At 70.5% G+C, this 13,703-nt stretch carries 3 protein-coding genes; all 3 read left to right on the top strand.

The window, feature by feature from the left end; genetic code table 11:
- The coding region (locus BMX32_RS18755) for a hypothetical protein (protein WP_211664249.1) at window positions 1-338 on the top strand (338 nt) is incomplete at its 5' end.
- Between the two features lie 355 nt (window positions 339-693).
- Window positions 694-7,314: a type I polyketide synthase gene (locus BMX32_RS16670; protein WP_089980906.1), complete on the top strand. Its 6,621-nt coding sequence runs from the start codon at window positions 694-696 to the stop codon at window positions 7,312-7,314.
- Complete coding sequence (locus BMX32_RS16665; RefSeq protein WP_089980905.1) at window positions 7,311-13,682, top strand: non-ribosomal peptide synthetase; 6,372 nt, start codon at window positions 7,311-7,313, stop codon at window positions 13,680-13,682. The genes BMX32_RS16670 and BMX32_RS16665 overlap by 4 nt, the downstream gene beginning before the upstream one ends.
- The last annotated feature ends 21 nt before the right edge of the window (window positions 13,683-13,703 follow it).

The raw sequence follows: 13,703 nt of genomic DNA, 5'->3' as shown, positions 1-13,703 counted from the left end.
GCGGCATCGAATCCAGAGCCGATGGCGCCGCCACGATCACCGCCAGCGACACCGCCGGTGCCGAGGGAAGTTATCTCGTCACCGTCACCGGCAATACGCCGGATCCGTTCTATATCGATATCACCCCCATGAGACTGCACGTCGGGGACTTCGCTTCACGCAACGCGAGCGGAGGAAGCCTCCCATACATCTACTCGTCGGACGCGCCCGCCATCGTCCGCGTGCTGAATATGGCCAAGAGCGATATCCAGGCCATGGCCGCCGGAAAGGCCAAAATCTTCGCAAGCGACGGAACAGGCACGCGTGTGTATTACCTCGTCAGCTCGGTTTCTCCGTGATGAAGCGCTGAACCCGCGCGAACTCCGCATCGCTTCCGACAGGCCGGCGGACGTTCCGCCGGCCTTTTTTTCGCCCACTATCGGCCATTTGCCCACCCCGGCTAGCGCGCCAGTTGTATATGCCGACCCCGACCCCGGCGATATAAAGATTCCCAGAGCGTGAAGGTCCATCCGGCCATCGCGCAATAAAGGGGGATCGCATGAAAGCCGAAGGCACGGCACGCGGGACGAGGGGCAACGGAGACCACGACGCGGCGACGCGGGACGCGACAAGCGCCCTGCCAGCCTGCGTGATGCCGCCCTCGGCCATCCGGCCTATGCCCTCGTGCTCTCCCCACGGGTACGAGGCCACGCCATGAACGACGCATCATCCCCGCTCCGCCACGACGCATCCACGGTCCATGGCCGCTTCGCCGCCGTGGCCGCGCGGTGGCCGCACCGTGTGGCGCTCGTGGCCGATGGTCAGTCGCTCACCTATGCGACGCTCGACGCGCGCAGCGATCGTATCGCCGCGTCGCTGGTCGCCGCGGGCGTCGAGCCGGGCGGCTACGTGGCGCTGCTGATGGAGCGTTCGGTCGAAGCGGTCGTGGCACTGCTCGGCGTGCTCAAGGCCGGCGCCGCCTATCTTCCGATCGATACGCGCTGGCCGGCGGAGCGCGTCGCCTTCGCGCTGCGCGACGCGGACGTGGCGGCGGTGGTGATCGACGACGGGTTCGCCTTCGATGCCGACGAGGTGCCGACGTTCACGGTCGCTGAGCTCGAAGGCGGTTCGTTCGCAGAGCCCCCCTGTGGGAGCGCTTCCCACGGCGGCGACGATCTCGCCTACTGCATGTACACCTCCGGCTCGACCGGCACGCCGAAGGGTGTCGAGATCCGCCATCGCGCGATCCTTCGCCTCGTGCTCCGCTCGGATTACATCGACTTCGACGCGCCGAAGGTGCTTCACGCCGCGCCGCTCGGTTTCGACGCGTCGACGTTCGAGATCTTCGCGCCCCTGCTCAACGGCGGCACCTGCATCGTCTACGGCGAGCGCGTGCCGACGGGTTGCGGCATCGCGCGCACGGTGGCGGCGCATGGCGCCGAGATCGCCTGGCTCACGGCCGCGCTGTTCAACGCCATCGTCGACGACGACGCGTCGAATCTCGCGGGCCTGCGCACCGTGCTCACGGGCGGCGAAGCGCTCTCCGTGCCGCACGTGCGCAAGGCCTACGCCGCTCTGCCCGCCACGACGCTGATCAACGGTTACGGTCCGACGGAATGCACCACGTTCGCGACGACGTACCCGATCCCGCGCACGTTCGCCGACGACCAGCCTATCCCCATCGGCCGTCCGATCGGCGAGACCTCGCTGCACGTGCTCGACGCCGAGGGCAACGAGGTCGCCGTGGGGGAGACCGGCGAGCTCTTCATCGGCGGTACCGGTGTCGCGCGCGGCTACCTCAACCGGCCGGAACTCACCGCGGAGCGTTTCGTCGCGGGCGGCACGCGCTATCGCACGGGCGATCTGGTGCACTGGCTGCCGGACGGCAATCTCGCCTTCGTCGGCCGTGCCGATGGCCAGGTGAAGATCCGCGGTTACCGCATCGAGACCGGCGAGATCGATATGGCCCTGCGCGCGCTGCCCGGCGTGGTCGCCGCGGCCGTGATCGCACGCGAGGACGTCCCGGGCGAGAAGCGCCTCGTCGCCTACTACGTCGCCTCCGACGCCTCCGTCACCGCGCGCGGCCTACGAGACGATCTCGCGCGCACGCTCCCCGACTACATGCTGCCCGTCGCCTGGATGCGCCTCGACGCGCTGCCGGTGAACGAGAACGGCAAGCTCGATCGCCGCGCCCTGCCCGCGCCGGACAACGCGCGACCGGAGCTCGCCGCCCCCTTCGTCGCCCCGCGCAACGACGTCGAAGCCACGCTCTGCCGCCTCTTCGGCGAGATCCTCGGCATCGACCGCGTCGGTCGCGACGACAACTTCTTCGACCTCGGCGGCACGTCCCTGCTCGCCACGCGCACCATGGCGCGCGTGCACGCGGACGTGTCGCCCGTACCGACCCTCGTCGGCTTCTTCGCGCAGCCGACCCCGGCCGCCGTGGCGGCCACGATCGAGGGGCGCGCCACCCGTCAGGTCCTGGCAGGGCGCCTGGCGGGCGGCGCGCCGGCGGCGGGCGAGCCGGTGGCGATCATCGCGATGGCTGGCCGCTTCCCCGGTGCGCCGGACGTCGAGACGTTCTGGGACAACCTCTGCGCCGGGCGCGAGTCGATCCGCTTCTTCCGTCCCGAGGAACTCGACCCGGCCATCGGCGCCGCCGAGCGCGAGGACCCGGGTTACGTCGCCGCGCGCGGCGTGCTCGACGACGTGGAACAGTTCGATGCCAGCTTCTTCGGCATGTCGCCGCGTGAAGCCGAACTCACCGACCCGCAGCAGCGTCTCTTTCTCGAGCTGTGCTGGGAGTGCCTCGAGCGCGGCGGTTACGTGCCCGACGGGCAGGAAACCCCGGTCGGCGTGTTCGGCGGCATGCACAACGCCACGTATTACCAGAAGCACATCAGCGGCCGCCCGGACCTCATCGATAAGCTCGGCGCGTTCCAGGTGATGCTCGGCAACGAGAAGGACTACCTGGCGACGCGCGTCGCGCACAAGCTCAACCTCACCGGTCCGGCGATCAGCCTCAACACCGCGTGCTCCACGTCGCTCGTCGCCATCGCGCAGGCGTTCGACGCGCTGCGCGCCGGCCGCTGCCACATGGCGCTCGCCGGCGGCTCTTCCATCGCCTGCCCGCCGCACAGCGGTTACGTCGCGCAGGAAGGCTCCATGCTCTCGCCCGACGGCCACACGCGCACGTTCGACGTGGACGCGCAGGGCACCGTCTTCAGCGACGGCGCGGCGGTGGTGCTGCTCAAGCGGCTGTCCGACGCGCTGCGTGACGGCGACCCGGTCTATGCCGTGATCCGCGGCGCGGCCGTGAACAACGACGGCGCGATCAAGGCGAGTTTCACCGCGCCGAACGCCGCCGGCCAGGCCGCGGTGATCACCATGGCGCTGCAGGATGCCGGTGTGTCGCCGCGCGACATCTCTTACGTCGAAGCGCATGGCACCGCCACGCCGCTCGGCGATCCGATCGAACTGGAAGGCCTGACGGCGGCGTTCCGCCAGGGTACCGACGACACGGGCTTCTGCGCGCTCGGTTCGCTGAAGAGCAACGTGGGCCACCTCGTGATGGCCGCGGGCGCGGCCAGCGTCATCAAGACCGCGCTCGCGCTGTGCGAACGGCGCCTGCCCCCGTCGCTGCACTTCACCGCCGCGAATCCGCGCCTGAACCTCGCCGCGTCGCCCTTCGTGGTGAACGACACGCTGCGCCCGTGGCAGACGTCCGGTGGCCCTTTGCGCGCCGGTGTCAGCTCGTTCGGCGTCGGCGGCACCAACGCGCACGTGGTGCTCGAAGAAGCGCCGGAACGGGTGCCGTCGGACGCCGCCAGCGGCGCGCAGCTGCTGCTGCTTTCCGCGCGCACGCCGACCGCGCTGGGCGACGCCGCCGCGCGACTGGCCGATCATCTGGCCGCCCATCCGGACGGCAACCTCGCCGACACGGCGTGGACGCTCGCGCGCGGTCGCAAGGCCTTCACGCAGCGCAGCCACGTCGTGGCGCTTTCCGCATCGGACGCCGTGACGAAGCTGCGCGACATCGCCGCGGCCGCGATGTGCCGCGCCTGCGTCGACCCGGCGCCCGGCATCGTGTTCCTGTTTCCCGGCCAGGGCTCGCAGTACGCGGGCATGGGTCGCGAACTTCATGCCACCGAGCCCGTGTTCCGCGCCGCGCTCGACGAGGTCGCTTGCGCGCTGCGCGACGAACTCGGCTTCGACCTGCGCGATCGCATGTTCGCCGACGACGCCGAGGCGCTCAAGGCGACCGAACTGACCCAGCCCGCGACGTTCGCCCTGGAATATGCCCTCGCCCGCCTCTGGATAAGCCTCGGCGTGACCCCCGTCGCGATGATCGGCCACAGCATCGGCGAATTCGCGGCAGCGGTGCTCGCCGGCGTGATGCCGCTCGGCGACGCCGCCCGGCTCGTCGCACGCCGCGGGCGCCTGATGCAGGCGCTGCCGGCCGGCGCCATGCTTTCCGTTCGTCTGGGCGCCGCCGAACTGCGCGCGCGGCTCCCGGACGTTCTTTCTCTCGCGGCCGAGAACGCGACCAACGCCAGCGTCGTGTCCGGCGCCACCGGCGATATCGAGGCGTTTCGCGCCGCGATGGAAGCCGAAGGCGTCGCCTGCCGCCTGCTGCACACCTCGCACGCGTTCCACTCGACGATGATGGATCCGGTGCTCGACGCGTTTCGCGCCGAGGTCGCGGCCATCGCGCTGTCCCCGCCGACGATCCGCATCGTGTCCACGCTCACGGGCGCGCCGCTGACCGACGCGGATGCGACCTCGCCGGATTACTGGGCGCGCCATCTCCGTCACACCGTCCGCTTCTCTCCCGCGCTGCTGCATGCGCTGGAAGACAGCCGTCATGCTTTCCTCGAGGTCGGCCCGCGCCCGAGCCTGGCGTTGCTTGCACGCCAGCATGCGCAGAGCCGCGGCCGCACGATCGTCGCCTCGCTCGGCGACGGTCCCGCAGACGAGCGCGCGGCGTGGCTCGGGGCCGCCGGCGCGCTGTGGGCCGCCGGCGCCAGCGTCGCCACCGACGCGTTCGATCACCGCGCGAATCGTCGTCGCGTCCGCCTGCCCACCTATCCGTTCGAGCGCAAGCGCCACTGGATCGACGCGCGCCTGCCTGCCTCGCTGACCCCTATCAACAGCGTGTCCGCGCCCGTCGCGGCACCCGCCATTGCCCTTGCCGTCGTTCCGGAGCCCCCCATGCCGATGCCTTCCGTGCCTGCCAGTTCCGACCGCCCGCGCCGTCTCGCCGGCGAGCTGGTCGCCCTGTTCGAAGACGTGTCCGGCACCGAACTCGACGGCGTCGATCCGGGGGCGAACTTCGTCGAGCTGGGGCTGGATTCGCTGTCGCTCACCCAGGTGGCGCTGCAGCTACAGAAGACCTATGCATTGAAAATCACGTTCCGCGAACTGATGGACGGCTGCTCGTCCTTCGAACGGCTCGCGGCACACATCGATCGCCTGTTGCCGGCTGAAGCCCAGCCGGCAGCGCCCGCGACGGCGGCGGTCGCCGCTCCGGTCGCGGCGGCGGCACCGGCGGCGATCGCCGCCGGTGGCGGACTGGTCCAGGACGTGATCGCGCAGCAGATGCAGATCATGCGGGAGCAGTTGGCGTTGCTGGCGGGAGCCGCCGCTCCCGCGCCTCAGCCCCTCACGGTCGCCGCTCCGGTGGGAGCCAGCCCTGCTGGCGATCCGGCAGCGTCGCTGCCGGCCAGTGCGCCGTACGGCCCGGCAAGCACGACCGCCGCCGCCAACGACGAAGAGGCCGCGCTCGCCCACACCACCTACGACGTCAAGAAGGCCTTCGGTGCCATCGCGCGCATCCACAACGCGAGCACCGACCTCTCGACGCGGCAGCGTGCGCGCCTCGACGCCTTCATGCGCCGCTACATCGAGCGGACCAAGGCCTCGAAGGCGTACACCGAAGCGCACCGCGGCCACCTCGCGGATCCCCGCGTGGTCAACGGCTTCCGCCCGCTGCTGAAGGAAATCGTCTACCAGATCGTGATCGAGCGTTCCAAGGGCTCGAAGGTGTGGGACCTCGACGGCAATCAGTACGTCGACGCGCTCAACGGCTTCGGCATGAATCTCTTCGGCTGGCAGCCCGACTTCGTGCTCGACACCGTCCGCACGCAGCTGGAGGCCGGCTACGAGATCGGCCCGCAGCATCCGCTCGCCGGCATCGTGGCGAAGCAGGTCTGCGACATGACCGGCTTCGACCGTGCCGCGCTGTGCAACACGGGCTCCGAAGCCGTGATGGGCTGCGTGCGCGTGGCGCGGACCGTCACGGGCCGCGACACGCTGGTGATCTTCACCGGCTCGTACCATGGCATCTTCGACGAAGTGATCGTGCGCGGCACGAAGAAGCTGACCTCGGTGCCGGCCGCCCCGGGCATCCTGCGTAACACCTCCGAACACGTGCTCGTGCTGGACTACGGCACACCCGAATCGCTCGCCATCATCCGCGAGCGCGCCTCGTCGATCGCGGCCGTGCTGGTCGAGCCGGTGCAGAGCCGCCGCCCGGACTTCCAGCCGGTCGAGTTCCTCCGCGAGCTGCGCGCCATCACCGAAGAAGCGGGCTCGCTGCTCATCTTCGACGAAGTGGTCACCGGCTTCCGCGCGCATCCGCGCGGCGCGCAGGAAGTGCTCGGCATCGACGCCGACATGGCCTCGTACGGCAAGGTGGTCGGCGGCGGCTTCCCGATCGGCGTGATCGCCGGCAAGCGCCGCTTCATGGATGCGCTCGACGGCGGCCACTGGCAGTTCGGCGACGATTCCACGCCGACGGTCGGCGTCACCTACTTCGCCGGCACGTTCGTCCGTCACCCGCTAGCCCTCGCCGCCGCGCACGCGGTGCTGAACCACCTGGCCGAGCAGGGTCCGGCGCTGCAGGCGTCGCTGAACGCGAAGGTCACCGCGATGGCGGACGAACTCAACGCCTTCTGCGACAGCGTCGGCGCGCCGGTGCACATCGTGCACTTCGCCTCCGTGTGGAAGACGGGTTTCACCGAGGACCATCCGCTGCAGGACCTGCTCTTCGCCATGATGCGCAGCCGCGGCATCCACATCCTCGACAACTTCCCGTGCTTCTTCACCACCGCGCACAGCGATGCCGATTTCGCGGCGATCGCCAACGCGTTCCGCGAATCCATTCTCGAAATGCAGGAAGCGGAATTCCTGCCGCGCCGTCGCGGCGCCGCGACCTTCGATGCCGAACAGCCGCCGGTTCCCGGCGCCCGTCTCGGCAAGGATCCCGAAGGCAGGCCCGCGTGGTTCGTTCCCAACCCGGATGCGCCGGGCAAGTACCTGAGGGTTACCGCATGACGCCCAACGAGCTGGCCGCCGCCACGGCGGTCGACTACGACCCGTTCGCCGGCGCGCCGCTGTCGCGCCTCGTGCCGACGACGGCCGCGCAACGCGAGGTGTGGCTGGCATCCCGGCTGGAGCCGGAAGCCTCGCTGGCGTACAACGAGGCGATCTCACTCACCCTCAAGGGCTTGCTCGACGTCCCGGCCCTCGAATGGGCCCTGCAGGGTCTCGTGGACCGACACGAGGCCTTGCGCGCCACCTTCTCCGGCGACGGCGAAGGCATGTTCGTGGCCGAGCACACGACGATGCCGATCGCATTCCACGACGTGTCGCTCCTCGCGCCGTTCGAGATCGACGCCCGCCTGATGGCGGCATTCTCGCGCATCGTCACCACGCCGTTCGATCTCGAGAACGGCCCCCTGGTCCGCGCGGAGCTCTTCCGCCTCGCGCACGACCGCCATCTGCTGACCATCGCCGCGCACCATATCGTGTGCGACGGATGGTCCTTCGGCGTGATCGTCCGCGATCTCGCCGCGCTTTACGCGCAGCGCACCGGCAAGGGCGACGGCCCGGGCGACGCGGGCGCGTTCTCGAACTTCGCGTTGGCCGAGGCTGCACACGCCGGCAGCGGGACGGCCCGGGAGGACGAAACGTACTGGCTCGACCGGTTCGCCGGCCCGGTCCCGGTACTCGACCTCCCTACGGACCGCTCCCGTCCCCGCCGTCGGACGTTCACCTCACGGCGCGAAGACCGCATGCTCGACACCGTGGACGTCGCCGCGATCAAGCGACTCGGCGCGTCCCACGGCGCGAGCTTCTACGCCACGCTGCTCACCGGTTTCGCCGTGCTGCTCCGCCGTATCGCGGGACAGGACGACGTGGTGATCGGCATCCCCACGGCGGGCCAGGCCGCGGAAGGCCTCGACAACGTCGTGGGCCACGCCGTCAACGTGCTGCCGCTGCGAGCGCGTGTGGAAGAGACCGCGACGTTCGCGAACGTGCTCGGCGACGTCCGCAACGGCCTTCTCGATGCTTTCGAACACCAGCGCTACACGCTGGGCAGCCTGCTCGCCCGCCTGTCGGTCGCGCGCGATCCGTCGCGCCTGCCGCTGGTCGCCGTGCTCTTCAACCTCGACGCGCAGCTCGACGAATCGACCGTCACCTTCCCCGGCCTGCGCTTCGACGTCGAAGCCGTGCCGCGCGAGTACGAAAACTTCGAGCTGTTCGTCAACGCGGTGCAGGTCGACGGCGGTCTTCGTCTGGAATGCCAGTACAACGCCGACCTGTACGAAGGCACCACGATCCAGGGCTGGCTCGATGCCTTCGTGACGCTGCTTCGCCAGGCCGCGGTCGATCCGTCCGTACAGGCGCTGTCGCTGCCGCTGGTCTCGGACGCCGTCTACCGCGAGCTGGCCGCGCTGCAGCCCGCGCCGACGCCGTTCCCCGAACTGCGCCTCGCCCACGAATTCTTCGAGCAGCAGACCGACCGCGCGCCCGAGCGCGCCGCCGTGCGTCATGCCGACCGTGCGCTGACCTACGCCGCGCTGGAATCGCGCGCCAATCGCATCGGCAACGCGCTGCGCGGCCGCGGTATCGGGCATGGCGACCTCGTCGGTCTCTCGCTGGCACGCGGCATCGACATGGTGGCTGCCGTGCTCGGCGTACTGAAATCCGGCGCCGGTTACGTGCCGCTGGATCCCGCGTTTCCCGCCGACCGCCTCGCCTTCATGGCCGAGGACGCGTCGCTCGCGGCACTGGTCGTCGACGACGATACGCCGCTGTCGTTCGCCTTCGATGCCGCCCGCGTCCTCGCGCTGAACAGCGACGAAGTCGCGCGCGCGTCGTTCGAACGCCCGGAACGCAATCGTCGTGCCGCCACGCCCGATTCCGTCGCGTACGTGATCTTCACCTCCGGATCCACCGGCCGTCCGAAGGGCGTGCGCGTGCCGCACCGTGCGGCCGCCAACTTCCTCACCAGCATGCAGCGCGTGCCGGGCATCGCACCCGACGACCGCCTGGTGGCGGTCACGACGCTGTCGTTCGACATCGCCTTCATGGAACTGCTGCTGCCGCTGACCAGTGGCGCGGAGATCGTTGTCGCCGGTCGGGACGACGTGCGCGACGGCGGACAGCTGCGCCGCCTGATCGAGGAAAGCGACGCCACGATGATGCAGGCGACGCCGGCCGGCTGGCGCCTGCTGGTCGACGCGGGCTGGACGGGGCGCCCCGCGTTCCGCGCCGTGTCCGGTGGCGAACCGCTGCCGGTCGATCTCGCCGAAGCACTGCTCGATCGCTGCGGCGAGGTGTGGAATGGTTACGGTCCGACCGAGACGACGGTGTACTCGACGTACTGGCGCGTGTCCGATCCGCGCGAAGGGATCTACATCGGCCGCCCGATCGCGAATACCACCGTCCACATCCTCGACGAGCGCGGCAACCACTGCCCGCTCGGCGTGCCCGGCGAGATCCACATCGGCGGTGCCGGCGTCACGCTCGGCTACCTCGATCGCCCGGAGCTGACGGCAGAGAAATTCGTCGCCGATCCGTGGTCCGAAGCACCCGACTCCCGCATGTACCGCACCGGCGACCGCGGCCGCTGGCTGAGCAACGGCCTGCTCGAGCACCTGGGTCGTCTCGACTTCCAGGTGAAAGTGCGCGGCTACCGCATCGAGCCGGGCGAGATCGAGAGCGTACTCGCCGACGTGCCGACCGTGGCCCGCGCGGTCGCGATGGCGCGGGAGGACCGCCCCGGCGACGTGCGCCTCGTCGCGTACGTCGTGGGTCGGGACGGCGCCATGCCCGACGAGGACTCGCTGCGCACCGCGTTGCGCGCGCGCCTGCCCGACTACATGGTGCCGCAGCACATCCTCGTGCTCGACGCGATTCCGCTGCTGCCCAACGGCAAGATCGACCGCAAGGCACTGCCGCCGCCGATCGCCCATTCCATCGCGACGCCCGGCGAACGGGTCGGCCCACGCAACGACGACGAGCGCCGCGTGGCCGCGGCCATGGAAGCGGTGCTCGCGCTGCCCGAGCTCGACATCCGCGACGATTTCTTCGCCCTCGGCGGACACTCGCTCCTCGCCGCGCAGCTCACCGCGCGCCTCAACCGCGAATTCGAGGTCACGCTGTCGTTCCGCACGCTGTTCGACGCGCCGACCATCGAGCAGCTCGCCGCCGCGATCCGTGGTCAGGTGGCGACGGGCACCGCGCCGGCGACCGCGCCGATCGACCATCGCGACGACGCACGGCAGGACCACGCGCCGCTCTCGCTGATGCAGCGGCGCCTGTGGGCGCTGGAGCGCATGCATCCGGGCCGTGTCACGTACAACGCGCCGTCTGCCCATCGCCTGCGTGGCCGGCTGGACGAGCACGCCTTCGACATGGCGTTCCAGGCGCTGATCCAGCGTCAGCCGATCATGCGTACCGCTTTCGTCGACCAGGGCAAGGACATCGTGCAGGCCGTCCAGCCGCGGCTGGAGTATCCGCTGTTCCCGGCGGAAGACCTGAGCCACCTGCCGCCGGACGAGCGCGAAGCGCATCTGATGGCGCGGCTTCAGGAACTGACGGACACGCCGTTCGACCTCGGCCGGGCGCCGCTGTTCAGCGCGCGCATGTTCCGGCTGGCCGACGACGAGCATGCCCTGTTCTTCATGCCGCACCACATCATCTGGGACGGCTGGTCGTTCGACATCCTCTACAACGAACTGTCCGCGCTGTACCGCGCGTTCGCCGCCGGCCAGCCGTCGCCGCTCGCGCCGCTGCCGGTCACCTACGGCGACTTCGCCGAGTGGCATGCCCATTGGCTCGAGTCCGACGCGTTCCAGCGGCAGCTGTCGTTCTGGCGCGAGCGCCTGGCCCACATGGGCGAAGTCCGCGCGCTGCCGACGGATCATCCGCGCCGCCCCGGCATGTCCGGCCTCGGCCGCACCGAGTGGATCCGCGTGTCGCGCGACGATACCGACGCCATGCACGAGGTGGCGCGCCAGGCCGACGCCACGCTCAACATGACGCTGCTCGCGCTGTACTACGCGATGCTCTCGAGCTCCGCCGGCCAGCACGACCTCGTCGTCGGCACGCCCGTGCGCGGACGCAACCAGACCGAGGTCGAATCGGTCATGGGTTACTTCAACAATCTGCTGCCGCTGCACGTCACCGTCGATCCCGCGCTGTCCTTCCTCGAATTCGTTCGCCACGTGAAGCGCACGGCCATCGAAGCGTTCGGCCACCCCGACGTGCCGCTCGAATACCTGCAGCGCGAGCTGCGCGTCGGCCAGGGTGCCGGCGCGACGCTGTACCAGGCGCTGTTCTCCTTCCAGGACGCGCGTCAGCGCGTGGTGGACTGGGCGGGCCTGGCGCACGAGCAGATCCTGCTCTTCCAGAGCGGCGCCACGGAGGACCTCGGCCTGTGGTTCCTCGAGGGTCACGCCGGGATGGTCGGCGGCGTCACGTACAACGCCGACCTGCTGCGTGCCGATACGGCCCGCATGATGCGCGAGCGCTACCTCGGCATGATGCACGCCGTCGTCGCCAATCCCTCGATCGCGGTCGGCTCGCTGACCGCCGCCACGCGCGCCGAGCGCGAGCAGATGCGCGACTGGAACGCCACGGTGTCCACCGGCCGCCTGCCCGAGGACGTCGTCGCGCTGTTCCAGGCCTCGGTCGAGGCTTCGCCCGACGCGATCGCCGTCGTCGACGGTTCGCGCGAGACCTCGTATGCGTCCCTGCTCCGTCGCGCCACCCGCATGGCGACGCTGCTGCGCGAGCGGGGCGCGCTGCCCGGCAGCGTCGTGGGCCTCTGCGTCGACGGCGGCGGCGACCGCCTCGCCGGCCTGCTGGCCGTCGCGCTCACTGGCGGCACGGCACTCCTGCTCGACCGTGCCGATCCCACCGCGCGCCTGCGCGACGTTCTCGCCGACGGACGCGTTACGGTGCTGATGGGCGACGCGGCGCTCGAAGCGACGCTCGACTGGCCGCGCGCCTGTGCCGTCTGGCTCGACGCCGATCACGCCGAGCTCGATGCCGCCCACGTCGACACCTTCGTTCGCGCACCGCGCGACCCGGACGCCTCGTTCATCGCCTTCCATAGCCCGGGCTCCGACGGCAAGGCACGCGGTGCCGCGCTGTCGCACCGCGCCCTGTCGCGCACCGTCGAAGGTCTCGCCGACATGCTCGGCGTACAGGCCGGGTGGCGCATCTCGGGCGACGCCCTGCCCGCCGATCCGATGTCGGCGATCGAACCGCTGCTCGCTTTCGCGCAAGGCGCCACCTGGGTCATCCACGACACGCGCCGCGGCGCCACCACGCTACCCGCGCTCGAACTGTTCCTCGGCACGGCCGAAACCTGGCAGGCCCTGCTCGCCCACGGTTGGTCAGGCGACGCTCATCTCGTCGCCGTGGCCAAAGGCGGCGCACCCACCGCGCAACTCGCCTCGCGCCTCGCCGCGTCGACCGCGAGCCTGTGGACGCTCTTCGGCGACGCGATGTCCGCGCCGGTCGCCACCGGCGGACGCATGACGGGCGACGTGGGGGCGTTGCACGAAGGGCGCCCGGTGGCGAGCACCGAACTGTGGGTACTCGACGATGCGGGCGAACCGTGCCCGATCGGCGCGACCGGCGAGATCGCCGTCGCGGGCCGCACGCTGGCGGCACCCTTCGGCAACCGCGCCGTCGGCGAACGCCAGCCCGGCGACGACCGCCTCCAGCGCACCGGCTATCGCGGCCGCTGGCTCGCGGATGGTCAGCTGCACGTTCTCGATCGCGCGGACCGGCGCGTACGCCGTCACGGGCTCGACGTCGAGCCCGCCGCGATCGAGGCCCTGCTGCTCGCGCAGGTGGGCGTGGTCCGCGCGCTGGCCCTCCCGCGCACCGACGCGGACGGGCTCCTGCGGATCGACGCCTACGCGGTCGGCGCGCCCGGCAATCCGCCCGACGCCGAAGGTCTCCGTGCCGCGCTGGCCGCGTGGCTGCCTGCCTGGTCGATGCCCGCCCACCTCGTGATGCTCGATGCGCTGCCGCTGCTGGCGACGGGGGAGATCGACGCCGCCGCGCTGCCGATGCCGAGCGACACCCGCGTCGGCACGGTGCCGGAAACCACCGAGCCGCGCACCGAAAGCGAACGCCTGCTCGCGTCGGTGTGGACGGAACTGCTGGGCATGACGCAGGTACGCACCAGCGACAACTTCTTCGACGTCGGCGGTCACTCGCTGCTCGCGGTCGACATGGCGTCACGCATCCACAAACTCTCGGGAGTCCAGCTGAACCTGCTCGACATCGCGAACGGCACGCTTGGAACGCTCGCCGCCGAAATGGCCATCGCGCCGCCGGCACCGACGTCCGCGCCGAAACGTGGTCTTTTCAGCCGCCTCCTCGGGCGCGGCTGATCCTGGCGCCCGGGGGGAACG

The sequence above is a fragment of the Luteibacter sp. UNCMF331Sha3.1 genome (assembly GCF_900109915.1).
In the GTDB taxonomy this organism is placed as follows: domain Bacteria; phylum Pseudomonadota; class Gammaproteobacteria; order Xanthomonadales; family Rhodanobacteraceae; genus Luteibacter.
This window is presented reverse-complemented; position numbering and strand designations above follow the sequence as displayed.

Excerpts from the sequence above, each read along its gene's own strand:
- BMX32_RS16665 (WP_089980905.1), top strand. The coding sequence starts at position 7,311 with ATGACGCCCAACGAGCTGGCCGCCGCCACGGCGGTCGACTACGACCCG.
- BMX32_RS16670 (WP_089980906.1), top strand. The coding sequence starts at position 694 with ATGAACGACGCATCATCCCCGCTCCGCCACGACGCATCCACGGTCCAT.